The organism is Anoxybacillus sp. CHMUD (assembly GCF_013096965.1).
Lineage (GTDB): Bacteria > Bacillota > Bacilli > Bacillales > Anoxybacillaceae > Anoxybacillus > Anoxybacillus kestanbolensis_A.
Genome location: NZ_SDLG01000023.1, coordinates 23,295 through 44,011 on the forward strand (window position 1 = coordinate 23,295; position 20,717 = coordinate 44,011).

Here is a 20,717-nt window from a genome sequence, read left to right on the forward strand (position 1 = left end):
GAGAGGGATATTAACCTTCTCCTTTTTGCATATTATCGAGTTGTTGTTTTAGTGTTTGTTTATCCAATTGTTCACCGATTATGACAAAATGTAACGGGACATTCATTTCCTCTTTCATATAAAGCGGTGTACCGTATGCATACTGAAAGGAGTAAACTCCACTTGTATGAGTAAAGCGTAAAAATCCTTTCATGCGGTAAATAGTATCAGGAAGTTGTCGTACCCAGTGTTCGAACACGTCTAAGTCAATTGGGCTTGTGAATGTATGTACGTATGTTTGAATGCGTAGTCTTTCGATATTCATTCGCTCATGCTCGTTTCTCATCCGCTTCGATAACAAATGAATATCTTCCATTCGCACATTAGAAAACGTTGTGAAAATTGTGCGCGCCTCGCTGTTGATCGTTTGTAACTCAAACGATAATTTTGCTTGTTCTTCTGGGCGTAATTCATCTGTCTTATTGACAATTAATACATCCGCGTGACGAACTTGTTCTTTTAACAACATTTGCAGGGGAATGGAGAGTTGTTGACGATTCATCCAACGTGTTGCGTCGATTGTCGTAATAATACCCCCCATTTGAATGCGATCAGCAAACAATGGCGACATACACGCATCGAGCACTTCAACAGGATGTGCTACCCCTGTCGTTTCAATATAAATGACATCTAGCTCGTGTTTTTGAAGGAGGGAATAAAGCTCTACTTCAAATTGATCTTGAATGGTACAACATACACAGCCGCTTAATAATTCGCTTAGTACAGCATCTTCTGAAACAGCATGTGAGTCAATGGACACTTGGCCAATTTCATTCATCACAACAGCGACTTTCCGTCCATGTTCTTTTTCATGTTGCAGTAGCCGCTTTAATAATGTCGTTTTACCACTCCCAAGAAATCCGGATAAGATATATATGTCTGTATGTTTCATAAAGATCTCCCTTCTACATGTTCTTTTTTGATCATAGTCAAAAATAATAAATAGCACAAGAAAATATATCGTACATCGATGGACAATTTGCTTAAAAGACAAAAAATGATGCATCTGTCCTTGCATACCTTTTGTTTTCTTTCATATACATATCTTCGTGATCTGTTTGGAAAAATTTTTATTATATATTTACAAACTTATCTTATCGTGTATATAATTTACTACATCAATTGATTTTGGAAGGGAGGAAAGAGTTATGACAACAATGACAGAAGTACATGGCGCAATTGAACAAAGAAGATTGGCCTGCCCTCCCGATGTGAAAATCATTCACCTTTTCACAAGCGATCGCATGTCGCAGGGAAGGATGTGTTCCCTGCGTTTTTTTGTGCCATCCGCGAAAAGATTTTGTCCAACGGATTTTTTTTACTGAAAGGGGGTGAGTAAATCATGAAATTTCATTTATTTTTTTTAACGATTTCCATTCAACGACGAATATGGACAGCTGAAGAAATAGAGCGAGAGCAGCTGATTCGACAAGTTGAAGAAAAGATGATGGATCGAAAATGTTCAATGTACCAATTGTTTTAATTTAGACGAAAAATACATGTTGAAAGGAGAATGAAAAATGAAACAACAGCAAACAAAAACAAATATAACATGGACGGTAGATGACGATTAGTTTTATGCGACAAGAGTTGATCAGTGGATCAGCTCTTTTTTCTTTACAAAATCTTTACTTGTTTATATAAGTATATAATTATATAATAATTTACGGATGAAGGAGGGGGTATTATGTATCACATCGAAGAGGCGGCAAATATGTTAAAGCTATTAGGCGACAAAACAAGACTCACGATCATGGCTATACTAAATGAAGCAGATTGTTGCGTATGTGAGCTCGTTGAACTATTACAGATGAGCCAACCTGCCATTAGCCAGCATTTACGAAAACTAAAAGATAACGGTTTAGTGAAAGAAACAAAAAGAGCGCAGTGGGTATTTTATTCACTAAATAAAAAACATGAGTTTTATCCAATGATGCAAAGCATTTTCGCTTATTTGCTAGATCCAAAAGAACACATTCGTCAACTTAAGGAAAAAGGAATGCGTATTCAGTGCGAATAAAAAGAGAGGAGTGGTTTTTTGCTTTCCGTTATTCTTGCATCACTGATTTTTCTTGTTACCCTCGTTTTTGTTATTTGGCAACCACGCAATTTATCGATTGGTTGGTCGGCGTGCGGTGGCGCCTTATTAGCGTTGCTCCTTGGGGTTGTTGATGTTCAAGATGTCATCGATGTAACGAACATCGTTTGGAATGCGACGCTTGCTTTTATTGCAATCATTATTATTTCTTTAATTTTAGATGAAATTGGCTTTTTTGAATGGGCAGCATTACATATGGCACGTGCTGCAAAAGGAAACGGCATTCGCATGTTTGTATTTGTTTCAATTCTCGGTGCTTTAGTGTCTGCATTTTTCGCAAACGATGGCGCTGCACTCATCTTAACACCCATCGTATTAGCTATGGTGCGTGCATTACAATTTGATGAACGAAACGTATTACCATTTATTTTAGCAAGCGGATTTATCGCTGATACGACGTCGTTACCGCTTGTTGTCAGCAACCTTGTCAATATTGTCTCTGCGGACTTTTTCCGTATTAGTTTCGGTGAGTACGCATCACGGATGATCGTTCCAAACTTTTTCTCGCTCGCAGCGAGCATCGGGGTACTTTACTTATATTTTCGAAAAGACATTCCAAAACGTTATGATTTATCCCATGTTAAACAACCATACGAAGCGATTAAAGACGTGCGCATGTTTCGCTTGTCTTGGATCGTTCTTGCGGTTTTATTAGTCGGTTATTTTGTCGGTGAATTTGTAAATATCCCTGTTTCGTTTATTGCTGGTGCTGTGGCGTTATTGTTTTTATGGATGGGGAAACGTAGTCCAGTTGTCCATGTGAAACAAATAGTAAAAGGAGCGCCGTGGGCTGTTGTGTTTTTTTCCATCGGAATGTATGTTGTTGTATACGGATTACGCAACGTCGGGCTAACGAACATTCTAGCTGATCTGATCGAGGGAGCCGCTAAGCAAGGGTTGTTTGTAGCAACGATTGCTATGGGGTTTATCGCAGCCATTTTATCATCTGTGATGAACAACATGCCAACGGTTATGATTGATGCACTAGCCATCGCTGATACAAATACGACAGGAATTATTCGTGAAGCGCTTATTTATGCCAATGTGATCGGTTCCGACTTAGGACCAAAAATTACACCAATTGGCTCACTCGCGACACTTCTTTGGTTACATGTCCTTTCAACAAAAGGAGTAAAAATTACGTGGGGCACTTATTTTAAAAACGGTTTAATTTTAACTATCCCAACATTATTTATTACGCTCGTTGGGTTATATATATGGTTACTTATTATTCATTAAAAGGAGTCGATTGCAATGAAAAAAGTCATTTATTTCTTATGCACAGGAAACTCTTGTCGTAGCCAAATGGCGGAAGGATGGGCAAAAAAATATCTCGGTGATGAATGGGAAGTATATAGCGCTGGTATCGAAGCACACGGTTTAAATCCAAACGCCGTAAAAGCGATGAAAGAGGTGGGCATCGATATTTCAAAACAAACATCCGATATCATTGATCCGGAAATTTTAAACAAAGCCGATTTAGTCGTTACATTATGTGGACATGCAGCTGATCATTGTCCAGTCACACCACCGCACGTAAAACGCGTACATTGGGGGTTTGACGATCCAGCGAAAGCAGAAGGGACCGAAGAAGAAAAATGGGTTGTTTTCCAGCGTGTTCGTGATGAAATTGGCGCGCGAATTAAGCGATTTGCGGAAACAGGAGAGTAAAACGCCGAATATAAACTTATGATTTATATATCCAATCTATTTCCCATAATTTAATTATGTAAACTTAAAGAGCCAAACGAGAAGATCCCCGTTTGGCTCTCCTTAAATTTCTCCCACTAAGAGGCTCGTCAATTGTTTCATTGATTGTGACAACCATTTTTTACGATGGTATACAAGTTGAAGGGAGAGGTGTATATCGGCCTCGGGAAGAAGGATGCGAACTAAACTCCCTTTCTCTAATTCAGACTCTACAGCCATAAGTGGCAAAAAAGCGATGCCAAGTCCATAGGCGACGCATCGTTTTATTGCTTCAATACTCCCTAGTTCAATCGTATACTCAAAACGAATACTATGATTACGATACAAATTTCCGATGACTTCTCGATAACTACATCCTTGTTCAGTCACAATAAGCTTTTCATCACCTAACATACGTATATCCACTTCATCTAACTGGGCTAAACGATGGTCTGGTTTAGCAACAAGAACTAGCGGCTCTTGTTTAATAACAGTCACATGTAAATCAGGGTCTTCACGTTCTTCATCGAGAATAATAGCTAAATCATATTTCCCTTCCTTTACTCCTTCGACAAGCCGATTGCAAATGTTTTGTTGCAACAGCAAATTTACTCTCGGATACTTTTGCTTAAATGCTTGTAAATAAGGTGGGAGATAAAACCCAGCGACTGACTCAATCGTGCCAATTGATAAACTCCCAGCGAGCTCCGTTTGCTCAGAAAGACTTTGTTTCGCCTCATCAATCAAACTAACAATCTTATTTGCATATTCAAGTAGTTCCACCCCGGCAGATGTCAGTTTAATTTTCCCGCCCCAACGTTCAAACAAAACAACACCAAATTCCTCTTCTAGCTTTTTTATCTGTGTTGTCACACTCGATTGGGCGTATCCTAACATTTCACCAGCTTTCGTAAAACTATTCCATTTCGCTACCTCACGAAATGTATGCAAATAATCAAGATTCATACTCCCCAACTCCCCATCAAAAATATTGATGAACGATATCAATTATTATCAATAACACCTATGACCAAATACTTGTAAAATTGATTATAACAGAAATGTAAAGATAAACGAGGGGGATATTTCATGTCAACAAAAAATTTGAACACGTATATACTTTTATTTTTAACCACTACCATTTGGGGTGGTGCCTTCGTTGCTGGAAAAATCGCAACGACGACTTTGCATCCGGTGTCAGTTGCTTTTTTTCGCTTTTTCGGCGCTAGTTTGATTTTATTTCCGCTATTACATTGGAAAGAACCAAATAGACCCATCCCTATAAAAAAAGACTGGGGAGTGTTAGCACTTCTTGGCCTAACAGGAGTATTTTTATATAACATTTTCTTTTTTATCGCTACAAAATATGCACCAATTGTCAAAAGTTCATTAGTCATTGCAGTCAATGCACCGCTCATTACGCTTTTATCTGCGTTGTTTTTAAAAGAAAAATTGAACAGAAGAAGCGTACTAGGAATGTTTCTTGCAGTATTTGGAGCTATATATATTATTACAGATGGTCACCCTTCTGTGCTTATTGACATAGGATTCTCCCCAATCGATCTCGTGCTAGTGGGGGCATGTCTTAGCTGGAGTACATACTCTGTCATTGGAAAAATCGCGATGAAAAAGTTTAGTCCTCTTGCGGCAACAACATATGCAACAGGTTTTGGGACGCTATTTCTAGCGCCGTTTGCGCTATATTATACTTCCTTTGCATCCATCGAAGCGAGCGGATGGGATGTTTGGTTGAGCGTTCTATACGTTGCTATTTTTGTTTCAGCGATCAGCTTCGTTTGGTGGTATAACGGTATTCAAAAAGTAGGTGCTTCAACCGCCTCTGTTTTCATTAATGTCATGCCTATTTCTGCTACTGTGATGGGTACGATGTTTTTTAATGAACATTTGACATTCACTCATATTATTGGTGCAGCGTTTGTCTTTAGTGGTATTTTACTTAATATTTACAGCAAACAAGAAAACGTGTTGTTTTCTCTCAACAAAAAAGAAGCAAACACATAAATTTTTGTAAAAATAGTCACGTTTGAGGTGCAAAAAGTATGTGGAAAGGATATGGACTTATATTGTTATCAGCAACGGGATTTGCGTTCATTCCCATCTTTGCATTATACGCATACGACAGCGGTGTCACTGTGACGACCTTGTTGTTTTTACGTTTTGCACTGGCTGCGCTCTTCTTTTTTCTGTATTTATTGTTAAAAGAAAAAAACTGGAAGGTTTCGCGGTCACATTTATTGTATTTATTTTTACTAGGCGGCATTTTCTATATGATGCAATCTTCTTTTTATTTTCAGGCAGTAAAATATATTCCGTCTTCACTCGCGGCTTTATTGCTGTATTTAAACCCAGTATTTGTCGCTGTTTTTTCGTTTTTTACTAATCAAGAAAAGCTAACAAAGCACATCATCATAGCGATTCTCATTTCTTTTTTAGGTATGTTGCTTGTATTAGGAGCACCAGAAGGAAAAATTCAGCCGCTCGGCATTGCGTTAGCCATTGGAGCAGCGATGGTTTATTCGATCTACATTATCGTTGGAAATCAGGTAACCGCACACGTTCCACCCATTACAGCGAGCGCCTATATCGCACTCTTTGCTGCTTTTTCTTTTTTTGTTTTTGGAATGTGGTCGGGAACATTACATTTTCAATTTGACGCAAAAGGATGGATTCCAATTATCGGAACATCGTTTATTTCAAGCGTTTTGGCGATGCTGACGTTTTTTGCGGGAATGAATATCATCGGTCCGACAAAAGCAGCGATTTTAAGTATGATAGAACCGGTCGTGACGTTTCTTCTATCGATGGTATTTTTACATGAAAGCATGTCGTCTATTCAAATGATTGGAGGACTGATTGTGTTGAGTGGAGCTATGCTTGTTGTCACAACAAAAGAACTTAAACCAAAGAAAAAATCGACCTCCATCAGTACGTGATGGAGGTCGATTTTTCAAAATGGCAGGAATATTACCTATCGTTATCTAATTCCAATAAATATGTCTTTATCGTAGCGAGGAGGATTGTTGTGAATCAAAAGGTAAACTCTCCATCGGTGGCGCTAGTGACAGGGGCCTCGAGTGGGTTTGGACTACTCGTCAGTGTTGCACTTGCGCACGAAGGATATCGAGTCGTTGCTTCGATGCGAAACATGCAAAACAAAGAAATGCTTACAACCGTGGCGTCTGAAGCCGGCGTGTACGATCGGATAGAAGTCATATCTCTCGATGTCACCGATTTCGCTACGGTGGAATCGGTCGTGAATGATGTAACTAATCGCTATGGACGAATCGATGTATTAGTTAACAACGCAGGGTTTGCCGTTGGTGGTTTTGTCGAGGAACTCTCAATTGAAGAGTGGGAGCGTCAGTTTGCGACGAACTTTTTTGGGTTAGTTGCCGTCACAAAAGCTGTTTTGCCGATTATGCGAACGCAACGTAGCGGTAAGATTATCAACATTAGCAGCATTAGCGGACGAATCGGTTTTCCGGCGATTGGGCCATATGTCGCTTCAAAATTTGCTGTCGAAGGATTTAGCGAATCGCTTCGTTTAGAAATGTTGCCGTACGGAGTACATGTCGTCTTAATCGAGCCTGGGTCATTCAAAACAAACATTTGGTCGAAAGGACTTCAAGGAGTGTCCGTCCGTTCAGGTTCGCCATATGAAAAAGAAATGAAAACCATTATGCAATACGTGAATCGAGTAGCTAAAACAGCTCCACCTCCTGATGAAGTCATTAGGCAAATAATCAAAGTCGTCCAATCGTCGACTCCTCGTTTGCGCTACCCCGTAGGGAGAGGGGTCACATTGACGTTAAGACTGAAAAACTGGTTGCCATGGAAGTGGTGGGAATGGATTGTCATGAAATCGCTTAAACAAAAATAAGTACCACATATGCAGCTACAGAAAACATACATTTTGAAAATTTTATAAAATCATTGACAAAGTGTTTTAGATCAGAATGAAACAAGGGGGAAGAGGAATGATTGTTGAGATGAAAAATGTTTCATTTATTAGAGAAGGGCGCGTCATTTTAGACCGTCTACATTGGGAAGTGCAAGAAAATGAACAATGGGTCATTCTCGGGTTAAATGGTTCAGGAAAAACATCGCTACTTAATATTTTATTAGGTTATGAATACCCATCAAAAGGAGAAGTTTCCGTATTAGGGCACCGATTTGGAAAAACAAATTTGCCAGAACTTCGCAAACACATCGGGTTTGTAAGCAACTCGTTTGAGAGATTTCAACCTACATTAGAATCGGAAACGGCGGAAGAGGTAATTGTTAGCGGAAAATTTGCTTCGATTGGGCTGTATGAGCCTGTCACAGACAAAGATTTCCACCAAGCCGAACAATGGATGAATGTCTTTCGAATCGGTTACTTAAAAGGAAAAACGTATCGCACCTTATCGCAAGGAGAAAAAAGAAAAGTACTGATTGCTCGAGCACTAATGGCAAAGCCAAAGCTGCTCATATTGGATGAACCAACCGTAGGACTAGATATGTTGACACGAGAAGAACTTTTGGCACTCATTAGGGACGTTATCATAAAAAAAGTATGCCACGTGTTATATGTCACACATCATATTGAAGAAATTATCGAAGAAATGACCCATGTTTTATTATTAAGAGATGGAAAAATTATAGCAGCCGGACAAAAAAGAAAAAATACTCACCGACAATTATTTGTCAGAAACGTTTCAAATAGATGTGCACGTCCGTTGGGAACATAATCGCCCGTGGGTATCAATTAAAAACAGCCCTACACTTCAGCAGATAGGAAAATAAAGGATGACGAAAGGCATAAAATGAATGAGAAAAGGGAGGAAAATTTCATTTCAATGTCTGTAAAGAAGCCAACAAATATACTAGAGAAATTACAAGCGCGATTAAGTCATCGGTTTGCGATTTTGGAAGAAGACATCTTTCATCTTATAAAAGAAGAATTGGTGTCGTTAGAAATTACGCCCGAACCTTTTCGTACAGTAAAGGACGTTTGGGACGATATAGATCTGTATTGTTTCGATGAAAATTTATTCAATCGATGCGAAGAGAAAATACAAACGTTTCTTTATGACCTACTTGCTGATTGTGTGAGGGAATTAGGAGTGGACGAAGTACGTACGTATCTCATCACCCAAGGGTGGTCAAATGAGGTAGAAGAAATGGACATGGAAGACCTTATTTATGGGGTAAATGAGCTATTAGACTGGGAAATTGAAGAAATCACATTGGATTTGCTTGAGCATTTTGGCCAGTATGAATTGTCATTTCTCTATCGCAAAGAATATCCGTTTCAACAGTTATGTAAACAAATAGAAAAACCAGTGGATTTGCATTTTTTGAACAATGCTCTATCTTCTTGGTTATTTGCAAGAAAGGAACAGATAAAAAAACAAATTCAAGAGGAGTACGGGGAAATGCTGTTAGATGATTCATTAAAGATAACAGCTTTTTCGAGCGAGAAACTAGTACAAGCCTTTTTTGATGTGGTGGATGAAGAACACCTAGCACAAATAGTTAAATACGTAGAAACAGAATTGACGAACGAAATAAAAACTCGCTCCCAAGCCTTTCTTGCCATTCGTCAAACATCTATATGGAAAGTTTGTGAATCCATTATTGATCAACACGTAGGCATATGGCTCCATGAAGTAAAAAAAGAAGCAAAAGCCCTGTACGATGAATGGGAGGAGCTCTGTCGCTTGCTCGAGAATAGTTGTTCTAAAGAGATGATAATAATTCTTGATAAAATGCGGCACTATCCGACTTTTATAAAAGAAGTGGATAAAAAACGAAGAACGAAAGAGGAATACGAAGCGATTTTATCTAAAATTGCGTATACGTATGTACAGTTGCTAAACGAAAAATATCAATGTTCAATAGAATGGAATCCACAGAAAATGAACCGCTGGTTGAGTACGTGGTTTACATCAATGGAGGAATTTGAACGCTCGTTTCTTCATTCTAAAGAGTTTAACCGCCACTTAAAGGCGATAAGCAAGCAAATTTTTGACCACCCTTTATCACTTTCCGCTTCATCGGTTCACAAAAAATATGTCGTTCATGTCGGTCCGACTAATTCTGGAAAGACATATGACTCGATGCAACGGTTGCTTCAAGCGAAAACAGGGATGTATTTAGCCCCATTGAGATTGCTTGCGTTAGAAAAGTTTGAAGAGATGTGTTCCCACGGTATTGCATGTGCCTTAATAACAGGGGAAGAAAGAAAAAATGTACATGGCAGTACACATATAAGCGCAACGGTCGAGTCGGTGAATGTCAACGAGGAATTTGAAGTTGTCGTTATTGATGAATGTCAATTATTAGCGGATGAAACGAGGGGGGCTGCTTGGGTCAAAGCGATTATCGGGGCGAAAGCGAAAGAAATTCATTTGGTTGTTGCACCGCATGCTGTTGGCTTGCTTCAAACACTGCTAACTTACCATCAGTTTGATTTTGAAGTAATCGAACACAAACGTACCACTCCACTCATTTGGGAAGAAAAGGATTTTTCTTTTCCAAATGACTTGCAAAAAGGAGATGCACTTATTGTTTTTTCAAAAAAGAACGTTCTCCATGTTGCCGCTTCACTCGTAAAACGAGGATATAACGTCTCGGTTTTGTACGGAAGCATGCCTCCTGAAACAAGAAGAAAACAAGTCAGGCAATTTCGGAAAGGGTTAACCGATATATTAATAGCAACCGATGCTATCGGCATGGGAATGAATCTTCCTATTCGAAGAGTCATCTTTATGGAAAGTGAAAAGTTTGATGGGAAAGCCGTTCGAACGTTAAAAGCAGAAGAAGTACAGCAAATCGCAGGACGAGCAGGAAGAAAAGGAATATATGAAGAAGGGTTCGTCTGCGCTATGGTAAATCGCAAAAAAATAAAAAAGTTGTTAGAGGCGCCGGTAGCTCCTATTGAATATAGTTTTCTCCCTATATCAATCGAATCACTAAAAAAATTTCCTTACGAATCATTCGATTTATTCAAACGGGCATGGAGCTTTTATCAAAACGAATTAAAAGAAACGCCTTATCGTGTTCGTGAAATAAGCGAATGGGAAAGAAAAATGTTCGTTTTAGAGAAAGCATTGAAAAAGATGAAGCTCGAACTTCCTCTTTGGAAGAAATTATCTTTCTGTTTCGTTCCGTTTTCAATCGAAGAAACGAAGATAACAGATTGTTGGCTAACGATGATTAGAGAATATTTAACGGAAGGGAAGGTAGCTCTGCCGCCTATCCTTACGTCGGTCGATGCAATTGATGAATTGGAGAACGGCTATAAACAGCTTATGTTATTTACGTCATTTGCTTATTCTCAATCGTTGTCTTTTAACGAAGAAGAGGTTTTTGAACTAAAAGAAAAAATTTCTGAAAAAATATTTGAAGTACTATCTAAACATTTGATACGCTATATGAAAAAATGTAAAATTTGCAATCAGGAATTGCCTTGGGATTTTCCATATCCACATTGCCATCATTGTCATGAATATATGTATGTGGAGATGTCTTTTTAATTTGCTGCTTATCTTTCTAGGAGAATTTTTCATAAATGAACAATATAAAAACTTATTTCCTTCTATATAAAAGCGGATGAGATAAAAATAAGCTGTTGAGCTTGTGTCAACAGCTTATTTTCTTCTAGCTACTAATTTCCGAGAGACAGTTGCCATGATACACCGTATCGGTCTTCTACCCATGCAAACTTTTTGCAAAATGGATAGGCACCTAGCGGCATGAGCACTTTTCCTGATTAGGATAGTTGTTCAAAAGCACAGTCAATTTCTTCTTCTGTATCACACGTGACACATAGAGACATCGCAGGCGTAAACTCGTGATGTTCGACGTGATTATCAATCGCCATCAACCGTTGCCCTTTCAATAGAAACGTGGCATGAAGCACCATTCCGTTTTCTTGATGCACAATTTGTTCGATTTCTGCCGGAGAAAAAACGGACATATACAAACGAATCGCTTCTTCTGCTTGCCCAGAAAACATGAGGCACGTCATAATTTTTTGTTCCATAAATACACGCTCCCTTATAACTGTAGAACACCAAAAACGAATATATGTTCTTGTATTTAATTATCGCCAATTCACAATTCATTGTCAATAGTAGAATTTTTTACTAACTTGACTATGTACCTTAGTACAAAGTTTATACTTAAATTGGAAGTGAGGTCATTCAATGTATCGGATTAGCGAACTAGCCAAACGGTGTGGCGTGAATAAAGAAACGATCCGCTATTATGAAAAGCGACAGCTACTTCCACTCCCTATGCGAACAGAAGCGGGGTATCGTTTATATTCAGATGCAGATGCAAAGCGCGTCCAATTCATTAAACGTCTGCAACAACTCGGATTTTCTTTAACGGAAATTCATCAGCTACTTGGCATTGTCGATCAAGATAAGGAAAGATGCGCGAATATGTATGTGTTTGTATCGAAAAAAGTGGAAGAAGTGCAAAAGCAAATCAAAGACTTGCAGCGAGTAGTACATGTGCTACAAGACTTGCAGAAGCGGTGCCCGGACGAAAAAGCGTTATACGAGTGCCCGATGATTGAAATGCTAATTGAGGAGGAATTTTCAACATGAAAAGATATATGATGCGCATTGAAGGAATGACGTGTCCAAGCTGTGAAAAACATATTGCTTCGATTCTTAAACAAATCGGCGCAAAATCCATTGATGTTAGTTTTCGTCGTAGAGAAGCGGTGTTTGAACTTCCTCATGCCAACGTGGAAACGGCAAAACAAGCCATAACTATGGCTGGTTATGAGCCGATAGAAGCAGGGGAAGTTGATGCAACAAGAGAATATGACTACATCATCATTGGCTCTGGTGCTGCCGCTTTTGCGTCGGCAATCGAGGCAAGCAAGTACGGGGCGAAAGTTGTCATGATTGAAAGAGGAACGATAGGAGGAACATGCGTTAATATCGGCTGTGTCCCTTCAAAAACGTTGCTCCGGGCAGGAGAAATAAACTACTTAGCAAAAAATCATCCGTTTCTTGGGCTGCATACGTCTGCAGGAACGGTCGATTTATCTGCACTAATCGAGCAAAAAAATGAATTAGTGCGCGATCTACGCCAAACGAAATATGTAAATCTCATCAACGAATATGGATTTACGCTCATACAAGGAGAAGCGGTATTCTTAGACGAAACGACAGTAGAAGTCAATGGGAAAAAATTATCAGCGAACCGCTTCCTGATTGCCACAGGTGCTTCTCCGGCAGTTCCTAATATTCCTGGGCTTGCGGGTGTGGATTACGTCACAAGCACGACGCTACTTGAACGAAAAGAAGTACCGAAACGATTAGCGGTCATCGGTTCTGGTTATATTGGTATCGAACTCGGCCAACTGTTTCATCATCTTGGTTCTGAAGTCACATTGATGCAACGGAGCCAACGACTATTAAAAACATATGAGCCAGAAGTTTCAGAGGCGATGACAAAAGCGCTCACGACTCAAGGCATCCACCTCCTCACAGGAGCGTCCTTTGAACGCGTCGAACAAGACGGAAACGTCAAAAAAATATATATAGAAGTCGATGGAAAAAAACAGGTGATCGAAGCGGACGAATTGCTGATTGCCACTGGGAGAACACCGAATACTGCAGCGTTACGTTTAGAAGCGGCTGGGGTGAAAACGGGTTCGCGTGGCGAAATTATTGTTAATGACTATTTACAAACGACAAATCCGCGCATTTACGCAGCGGGAGATGTCACACTCGGCCCACAATTTGTTTATGTCGCCGCATACGAAGGAACGATTGCCGCAGCAAACGCCGTTGGTGCCCAAAATAAAAAAGCTCAGCTTGACACCATCCCAGCGGTTACATTTAGTTCTCCGGCGGTCGCAACGGTTGGACTAACGGAACAGCAAGCAAAAGAAAAAGGATACGAAGTAAAAACATCTGTTTTGCCGTTAGAAGCTGTCCCGAAAGCAATTGTCAATCACGAAACGATCGGTGTCTTTAAACTAGTGACAGATGCAAAAACAGGGAAATTGCTAGGAGTCCACATTGTAGCAGAACATGCGGGAGAAGTCATTTATGCAGCGACACTCGCGGTCAAACTCGGCTTAACGATAGACGACCTTCGCGAAACGCTCGCGCCGTACTTAACGATGGCAGAAGGATTAAAACTAGCGGCGTTAACGTTCGACCAAGATGTCGAAAAATTATCTTGTTGCGCAGGATGAGCCACTTCCATGCAGAAGCGGCTCTAGTTTTTTTTCTTATCTAACGCTTGTTTTAACAAATCTCCTAAACTTGTGCCAAACGAATCATTCTCGGCACTATATTTTTTCAATAACGCCCGTTCTTTTTGGCCAAGTTTTGTTTTTTTCTGTTCTTCTGCTTTTTCAATAACATTGCAAGGGCGGCATTGAAAGTAGATACCTGCTTTTCCTTCATGAATTTCCATCCGTTTTTTGCATTGTGGGCAGCGACGATGCGAAAGTTTTGGATCTTTTCGTTTTCGGAATCGGCAGGCCATATTCGCGCATACAAGCAGACGTCCTTCTTTTGTTGCCCGTTCTTTTAAAAACGACCCGCATTCTGGGCACATCGAGCCAGTTAAATTATGGGCGCGATACGTTCGATCGCTTTGTTTGATTTCCGCCACTAACCGCTCCGTTTGCTTGCGGATGTTTTGGAGGAACGTTTTCGGATCACCATTCCCGCGGGCAATTGCTTCTAATTCTTTTTCCCACTTTGCGGTCAACTGTGGCGATTTTAATTCCTCGTTCACGAGTTCAATTAATTGTTTTCCTTTCGGTGTCGGATAAAACCGCCCGTTTTTTCGCTCGACCGTTTCCGTTTCGATAAGGCGTTCAATAATGTCAGCCCGCGTCGCTGGCGTACCGAGTCCGTATTTTTCCATTTGTGACAACAAGTCGGCTTCGGAACAGCGAAGAGGCGGTTCTGTTAGCGTTTCTTTTTTCTCTAGCCTAACAGAAACCGTTTGGCCTTTCTTAAAAATAGGGAAAGTCATTTTCTCTTCTTGCTTTTCTAGAATGCATCGAAACCCGGCGTTCACTACTCGCGTTTCGCGTGCGATAAACGTTTCGCCGTCGATTTCAAAAACAGCTTGAACGGTTTCATATTCGCACGCTGGATAGAAAAGTGCTAAAAAGCGACGAGCGATTAAATCATATAGTTTTCGTTCATCGGCAGAAAGCTTGCCGACATCCAGCCGCTCTTCCGTCGGGATAATCGCGTGATGATCGGTTACTTTTTTATTATCAAATACCCGCTGAGCCATCACTTTCCCTTTATGTTTTAAAAGCGAAGCCATTTCGTCTCCGTATCCAGATTTCATCGCCTCTAGCCGCTCAAGCATCGTGTTTTCCATATCGGTCGTTAAGTAGCGCGAGTCGGTGCGCGGATACGTGACGAGTTTATGCTGTTCATAGAGCCGTTGTAGCACGCTTAACGTTTTTTTCGCAGAAAAGCCAAATCGTTTGTTTGCGTCCCGCTGCAGTTCCGTTAAGTCGTAAGGGAGCGGCTGCGGCTCTTTTTTTGTTTTTCGTTCAACAGAAATAACCGTTGCTTGCTTGTTTTTTAGTGTTTCATATAGCTGTTCCGCTAGTTCTTTCGAAAAAATTCGTTTTTCCCCGTTACGCTCCCAAACAGCAGGAACAGACCCGACGTTGGCATGAATCGTCCAATATGGCACCGGTTGAAACGACTGAATTTCTTTTTCCCGCTCGATGATCATCGCAAGCGTCGGTGTTTGGACGCGGCCTGCGGAAAGCGGTTCATTGTATTTGGTCGTTAACGCTCTCGTCACATTTAATCCAATCAACCAATCCGCTTCTGCCCGGCACACTGCCGATTCATATAACCGATCAAACTGTTTCCCCGGTTTTAAATGTTGAAACCCATCGCGAATCGCTTGGTCGGTTTGGGACGAAATCCAAAGGCGAAGGAACGGTTTTTTCCAACGAATCTTTTGCAAAATCCACCGTGCAACGAGTTCGCCTTCCCGTCCGGCGTCGGTGGCGATGATGCAGTTTTTAATGTCTGGGCGTTTTGCTAGTGTTTCGATAGCGCGAAACTGATGGCTCGTTTGTCGAATGACGTTCAGTCCCGTTTTTTCCGGAATAATCGGCAAATCTTCTAGCCGCCACGTTTTATATGCTGGGTTATAATGCTCTGGCATCTTCAATTCAATTAAATGCCCAAGCGCCCATGTGACAATATAGTTCGGTCCTTCCAAGTAATGTTTATGTTGTTCCCGACAGCCAAGTACGCGGGCAATTTCTCGTGCCACACTCGGCTTTTCGGCAAGAACTAGTGATTTCATTCGTTTTCCTCCTAGCCACAAGACTACTTGTTCAGTATAGCGGAAAGGGGGGAGTTTTGCACCTTTCATATTTCAAACGAGTTAAGAAGTGTGATAAAATAGGATGAAGTGGGGATGTATATGGCAACGATTGAAGATTTTTTAAAACTAGAGATTCGCATCGGTACAGTTGTAAAAGCAGAACCGTTTCCGGAAGCGCGCAAACCGGCAATCAAATTAGAAATTGATTTTGGCGAACTTGGCGTGAAACGCTCCTCCGCACAAATTACGCGGCGCTACGAACCGGAACAGTTAATCGGGCGGCAAGTCGTCGCCGTCGTCAATTTTCCGCCGCGGCGCATCGCCGGCTTTTCCTCCGAAGTATTGGTCCTCGGCGGCATTCCGGAAGAAGACGATGTCGTGCTTTTACAACCGGACGCACCTGTGAAAAACGGAACGGTGGTGGGGTAATTATTACACCAGCAAGAACATCGAGAAGAAGGAGACAACCTTCGTAATTATCTTTATGTACAAAAAACGGGGGCTGTATAGTTAGGGAATGTGGTCGGAACGATTTATTAAAAGTTGTTGAGGTTTATTAAGAAGGGGGGGCTAGTTTGAATCCTGAAAAATACATCGTCCAGAAACACCCGATTTGGGAAGTATGGAAAACAGCGGCGCGGTTAGGATTGGTTTCTTTCGGTGGGCCTGTCGCTCACTTAGGGTATTTTCGTGAAGAGTATGTGAAAAGGAAACAATGGATGGATGAGAAAACATATGCTGATTTAGTTGCGTTATGTCAGCTACTTCCTGGACCGGCGAGCAGTCAAGTCGGGATTGGCATTGGATTTTTGCAAGCAGGGATGCTCGGGGCGATTGCGGCATGGATAGGATTTACGCTTCCGTCGGCATTGATTCTTTTATTGTTTGCCTATTTTTCCAAAGGGATTGCTATCGATTGGCTGCATGGATTGCTCGTCGTAGCGGTAGCGGTGGTTGCTCATGCCGTATGGGGAATGGCAAGGGCGTTTGCTTTCGATCGTTCGCGTGCGACGATTGCCGTTGCGGCGGCTATTTTGTCTTTTTTGTTTCCAAACGCTGGAGGACAAGTTGTTATCATTATTGTTGCTGGGATGTTAGGAAGCCTTTTGTATCGGAGCCATTCGCCCACAGCGGTTTCGTCGATTTCTATTTCTTCAGGAAAAAAAGTGAGCTTTTTACTTATATTTTTTATACTGCTTGGGCTGCTTCCGCTTGTCGCACAATTGACGAGTTCTCCGCTTGTCGCGCTTTTTGACAGCTTTTATCGCGCAGGGGCGCTTGTTTTTGGTGGAGGACATGTAGTACTTCCTTTATTACAAGCGCAAGTAGTGACGAAAGGATGGGTAACAAACGAACAATTTTTAACGGGATACGGAATGGCGCAGGCAGTACCGGGACCGTTGTTTACGTTTGCTACATATTTAGGGATGGTAAGCTTCGGATGGAAAGGGGCAATTGTCGCAACGATTGCGATTTTTCTCCCGTCTTTTCTATTAGTCATCGGGACGCTTCCGTTTTGGGAATGGATTCGTCAGCATGCACGGTTTCAAGCGGCATTCCATGGCATTCACGCGGCGGTGGTAGGCATTTTGCTTGCGGCGCTGTATCATCCAGTATGGACAAAAGCCATTCAAACCCCAGCGGATTTTTGCCTTGCATTAGCGGCGTTTTGTTTACTAGCGATTTGGAAATGTCCGCCTTTGCTTGTTGTTATCGTCTCCGCTATCATTGGCGCGTTTATCTAGAAGGGGAATCGAAATGGGACGCATTATTTTTCATATCGACTGTAATTCGTTTTTTGCTAGTTGCGAAGAGGCGTATGACCCGTCGTTAAAAGGGAAGCCTGTTGTTGTTGCAGGCGATCCGAAAGAACGAAGGGGGATTGTGCTAGCAGCAAATTATCTCGCAAGGCAGCTTGGCATTTATACGACAATGCCGCTATGGGAAGCGAAGAAAAAGTGCCCGTCTCTTATTGTGCGAAAACCGAACTTTTCGCTTTGCCGCGCAATCAGTCAACAAGTGTTTGAACGTTTACAGCGCGTTTCTCCGCTACTTGAGCGGGCCTCTATCGATGAAGGCTATTTAGATGTTACAGAAATGGCATCGGTACATCCACTTATATTGGCTGAACATATCCAACGAGATTTACTTGAAACGGTTCAAATTCCTATCAGTATCGGTATTGCACCGAACAAATTTTTAGCGAAAATGGCAAGTGAAATGAAAAAGCCGCTCGGCATCACGGTTTTACGCAAACGGGATGTTCCGAACGTACTATGGCCGTTGACGGTAGAAACGATGCACGGAGTAGGAGAGAAAACCGCCAAAAAGCTGAATGCAATGGGGATTGCCACGATTGGCGATTTAGCAAAAGCGAACGAAATAGCTCTGCAACAAACTCTCGGAATTTATGGCTCTCGTTTAAAAGAATGGGCAAACGGGATCGATCATCGCCCTGTCAACCCAGAAGAAGGGGAAAAGCGGAAATCGATTGGCAATTCGATCACTCTTCCGTACGATGTCACAGAGCAGCGGGTTCTTTTGGATATCCTTCGTCAATTAGCCGAGTCTGTCGGCCGACGAATGAAACAAAAGCGGGTGGTGTCGGCAACCGTTCAGTTGACGATTCGCTACCACGACTTCCAAACGATCACCCGCAGCAAAACGTGGGACAACCCATTTCAAGAAGCGGAAGAGATTTTTCGCTATGCGGCGTATTTATTGAAAAAACATTGGAACGGCGAGCCTATCCGCTTGCTTGGCATTACCGCATTAGACGTGTTTGATCGCAAAGAAGCGGTCAAACAGCTTGATTTGTTCCATTATGAAGAAGAAGCAAAAACCGAAGCGTTATGGAAAACGGTAGAGAAACTCCGAAAAAAATTCGGTGGCACAGCAATTCAAAAAGGTGCCGCCTTGGTAGAAAAAAAAGGGGGAGCAACAAAATTAAGACATCTATAGTAATAAACTAACTTTCAAACAATCGATTGCAAAATAATAAAAATGGGAGGCATTTATGGGTACATATTATAGCTTAGGGATTATTAGTGAATTTGTGGCTGAATCAGAAAAGACTTTAACTCAAGCTGAATGGGAACAGCTTTTAACAAAACGATTAGATTTAAGTTTGTTCCGACTAACTATCCATGGAAATAAAATTTATGGATCGCTTTATCCAGAAATTTTCAAGGAAAACATTAAAGATTTCTACCAAATTCTAAAGGAAATTGCTGGACCGAACCGAAGTGAAAACATTGATTATTATGAAAAGAAATTCGGAAGTAATCTAGATGATTATCATTATTCCGAAACCGTTCTTTTCGTTGAAGGTTCTGACGGTTCTTTAATTAAAATTGGCGTCCGCTTTGCTCTACTATTTGTTGAGGGGAAGGTAAGTGTTGAAATTTTTAACACTGAGCCTCATTTAATAAACTGGTTATTTCGCAACAGTAAAATAGCGAATAAGCTTGCCGGATGTGTTATAAGCGAGATTGTGTAACTAAAAAACCTAAGAGGGCAGTAATAAATAGCAACTGCCTTGTTTTTGTTTTTATTATTAGTTTACATAACATAAATTATAGGAAGTTGAACAGATTGTATCTCATATCATAAGTAAACTTTTGTTTTTGAGACAGAAGAAAAATTATGAGCCCGCAGTCTAACGTATTTATGAGCAGCTGCGGGCTTATGATGAAACAAACACTATATAATCCGTCCTTTCTTATGTCACTTATGCGATATCTTCACTACAATAGCGAACACCTTTATATTGAATACGGATCGGAATTTGTTTTTCTTGTTCATACTGGCGACACAATTTTTTCGTTTTTACACACGCATCCATCATGCCATCTGCAATAATGGCTTCTTCCCATACAACTGGTTGTTGATGGTGTGTACTAAAAGTGAAGATGTACTGTTTCATACACATCCTCCTCTCTCAATTTATTTATATATTCATTATAATCATTTCGTTTATTATTATAATGCAAACCTGTATTACAAAAAAGATTGAAACTGTTACAACATTGTAAACTTTTACAATACATTGTGTAAAAAACAGACCTAAGGATTACCTCAGGTCTGTTTCGTTACACCCATTTTCCAGCAGCTTTTTTCATTTGTTCTTCTTTACGAGTTGGCCAGCATTCAACACCTTTTAACCCTTCGATATCATCAGCATAGAATACTGGATTTTCTCCGCGTTTCCGTTTTGCCATATAATCATCAAGCGCTTTAAATGCAATACGACCAAGTAAACCGATTGCTACTAAGTTTGTTAATGCCATAAGCGCCATCGCTAAGTCTGCTAAATCCCAAACGATTTGTAAACAAGTAAATGACGTTTGTCGTACATTTTTTCATACGCTTTTCTGTTCTTTTTCAATTCTGACTTGGAGAAAGTGTCAAGGCCGATTATTTTTTCCCCAAAATCGCCGGTTTAAAATTCCCCAGAAGGACCTCATTGATCCTTCTGTTTTTCTTGTTGGAGCCTTTTTTCCCGCAATCGATAGCTTTCCCCCTTTAGGTT

The 20,717-nt window shown here is 40.8% G+C and carries 19 protein-coding genes and 2 pseudogenes; 15 read left to right on the forward strand and 6 right to left on the reverse strand.

Translation table 11 applies throughout. The annotated features are described in order from the left end of the window. Positions 1 to 10: 10 nt before the first annotated feature. On the reverse strand, positions 11 to 931 hold the full coding sequence (locus ETB99_RS12685) for a CobW family GTP-binding protein (protein WP_171700749.1): 921 nt from the start codon (positions 929 to 931) through the stop codon (positions 11 to 13). Between the two features lie 450 nt (positions 932 to 1,381). On the opposite strand from ETB99_RS12685, the gene ETB99_RS12690 reads away from it, so the two are divergent. The 4 genes from ETB99_RS12690 (at position 1,382) to arsC (ending at position 3,808) form a co-directional block, all read left to right on the forward strand. After that, on the forward strand, positions 1,382 to 1,522 hold the full coding sequence (locus tag ETB99_RS12690; RefSeq protein ID WP_006318510.1) for a YrzI family small protein: 141 nt from the start codon (positions 1,382 to 1,384) through the stop codon (positions 1,520 to 1,522). Positions 1,523 to 1,726: 204 nt separating this feature from the next. Continuing rightward, the gene (locus ETB99_RS12695) at positions 1,727 to 2,059 is read left to right on the forward strand and encodes an ArsR/SmtB family transcription factor (RefSeq protein WP_077428394.1); all 333 of its coding nucleotides are present in this window, start codon (positions 1,727 to 1,729) and stop codon (positions 2,057 to 2,059) included. An 18-nt stretch (positions 2,060 to 2,077) separates the two neighbouring features. Continuing rightward, positions 2,078 to 3,376 carry an arsenic transporter gene (locus tag ETB99_RS12700; RefSeq protein ID WP_077428393.1) on the forward strand — a complete coding sequence of 433 codons (1,299 nt, stop codon included), beginning with the start codon at positions 2,078 to 2,080 and terminating at the stop codon, positions 3,374 to 3,376. A 15-nt stretch (positions 3,377 to 3,391) separates the two neighbouring features. After that, positions 3,392 to 3,808 (forward strand): arsenate reductase (thioredoxin), encoded by a 417-nt coding sequence (arsC, locus tag ETB99_RS12705; protein WP_077428392.1) that lies wholly within the window; start codon positions 3,392 to 3,394, stop codon positions 3,806 to 3,808. A 102-nt stretch (positions 3,809 to 3,910) separates the two neighbouring features. On the opposite strand, the gene ETB99_RS12710 is transcribed toward arsC, so the two are convergent. Next, positions 3,911 to 4,792 carry a LysR family transcriptional regulator gene (locus ETB99_RS12710; protein WP_077428391.1) on the reverse strand — a complete coding sequence of 294 codons (882 nt, stop codon included), beginning with the start codon at positions 4,790 to 4,792 and terminating at the stop codon, positions 3,911 to 3,913. Positions 4,793 to 4,915: 123 nt separating this feature from the next. Between ETB99_RS12710 and ETB99_RS12715 the strand changes: the two genes are divergently transcribed. The 5 genes and pseudogenes from ETB99_RS12715 (at position 4,916) to ETB99_RS12735 (ending at position 11,367) form a co-directional block, all read left to right on the forward strand. Beyond that, complete coding sequence (locus tag ETB99_RS12715) at positions 4,916 to 5,848, forward strand: DMT family transporter (protein WP_171700750.1); 933 nt, start codon at positions 4,916 to 4,918, stop codon at positions 5,846 to 5,848. A 38-nt stretch (positions 5,849 to 5,886) separates the two neighbouring features. Next, positions 5,887 to 6,780, forward strand: a complete 894-nt coding sequence (locus ETB99_RS12720) for a DMT family transporter (RefSeq protein WP_171700751.1) — start codon at positions 5,887 to 5,889, stop codon at positions 6,778 to 6,780. 89 nt (positions 6,781 to 6,869) lie between these two features. Next, positions 6,870 to 7,727, forward strand: coding sequence for an oxidoreductase (locus ETB99_RS12725; RefSeq protein ID WP_171700752.1), 858 nt, complete (start codon positions 6,870 to 6,872; stop codon positions 7,725 to 7,727). Between the two features lie 97 nt (positions 7,728 to 7,824). Next, a pseudogene (locus ETB99_RS12730) lies at positions 7,825 to 8,632 on the forward strand (ABC transporter ATP-binding protein). A gap of 53 nt (positions 8,633 to 8,685) precedes the next feature. Further along, positions 8,686 to 11,367, forward strand: a complete 2,682-nt coding sequence (locus ETB99_RS12735; protein WP_171700753.1) for a helicase-related protein — start codon at positions 8,686 to 8,688, stop codon at positions 11,365 to 11,367. 131 nt (positions 11,368 to 11,498) lie between these two features. Here ETB99_RS12735 and ETB99_RS12740 read toward each other — a convergent pair. Further along, a pseudogene (locus ETB99_RS12740) lies at positions 11,499 to 11,876 on the reverse strand (VOC family protein). 163 nt (positions 11,877 to 12,039) lie between these two features. Here ETB99_RS12740 and merR point away from each other — a divergent pair. Together merR and merA are read left to right on the forward strand one after the other, a co-directional pair. After that, complete coding sequence (gene merR / locus ETB99_RS12745; protein ID WP_004890413.1) at positions 12,040 to 12,447, forward strand: mercury resistance transcriptional regulator MerR; 408 nt, start codon at positions 12,040 to 12,042, stop codon at positions 12,445 to 12,447. Beyond that, positions 12,444 to 14,057: a mercury(II) reductase gene (gene merA / locus ETB99_RS12750; protein WP_171700754.1), complete on the forward strand. Its 1,614-nt coding sequence runs from the start codon at positions 12,444 to 12,446 to the stop codon at positions 14,055 to 14,057. The genes merR and merA overlap by 4 nt, the downstream gene beginning before the upstream one ends. Before the next feature lie 23 nt (positions 14,058 to 14,080). Here merA and ETB99_RS12755 read toward each other — a convergent pair whose 3' ends face one another. Then, on the reverse strand, positions 14,081 to 16,165 hold the full coding sequence (locus ETB99_RS12755) for a DNA topoisomerase III (RefSeq protein ID WP_171700755.1): 2,085 nt from the start codon (positions 16,163 to 16,165) through the stop codon (positions 14,081 to 14,083). A gap of 120 nt (positions 16,166 to 16,285) precedes the next feature. On the opposite strand from ETB99_RS12755, the gene csaA reads away from it, so the two are divergent. From csaA to ETB99_RS12775, 4 genes are all read left to right on the forward strand, one after another. Then, on the forward strand, positions 16,286 to 16,615 hold the full coding sequence (gene csaA / locus ETB99_RS12760; RefSeq protein ID WP_077428384.1) for a chaperone CsaA: 330 nt from the start codon (positions 16,286 to 16,288) through the stop codon (positions 16,613 to 16,615). Positions 16,616 to 16,761: 146 nt separating this feature from the next. Next, positions 16,762 to 17,931, forward strand: coding sequence for a chromate efflux transporter (chrA, locus tag ETB99_RS12765; protein ID WP_077428383.1), 1,170 nt, complete (start codon positions 16,762 to 16,764; stop codon positions 17,929 to 17,931). A 13-nt stretch (positions 17,932 to 17,944) separates the two neighbouring features. Further along, complete coding sequence (locus tag ETB99_RS12770; protein WP_171700756.1) at positions 17,945 to 19,147, forward strand: DNA polymerase IV; 1,203 nt, start codon at positions 17,945 to 17,947, stop codon at positions 19,145 to 19,147. Between the two features lie 55 nt (positions 19,148 to 19,202). Next, complete coding sequence (locus ETB99_RS12775) at positions 19,203 to 19,685, forward strand: hypothetical protein (RefSeq protein WP_171700757.1); 483 nt, start codon at positions 19,203 to 19,205, stop codon at positions 19,683 to 19,685. Positions 19,686 to 19,916: 231 nt separating this feature from the next. On the opposite strand, the gene ETB99_RS12780 is transcribed toward ETB99_RS12775, so the two are convergent. Both ETB99_RS12780 and ETB99_RS12785 read right to left on the reverse strand, forming a co-directional pair. Then, complete coding sequence (locus ETB99_RS12780; protein WP_171700758.1) at positions 19,917 to 20,111, reverse strand: hypothetical protein; 195 nt, start codon at positions 20,109 to 20,111, stop codon at positions 19,917 to 19,919. Between the two features lie 166 nt (positions 20,112 to 20,277). Further along, positions 20,278 to 20,484: an alanine:cation symporter family protein gene (locus ETB99_RS12785; RefSeq protein WP_375153720.1), complete on the reverse strand. Its 207-nt coding sequence runs from the start codon at positions 20,482 to 20,484 to the stop codon at positions 20,278 to 20,280. Positions 20,485 to 20,717: the final 233 nt, after the last annotated feature.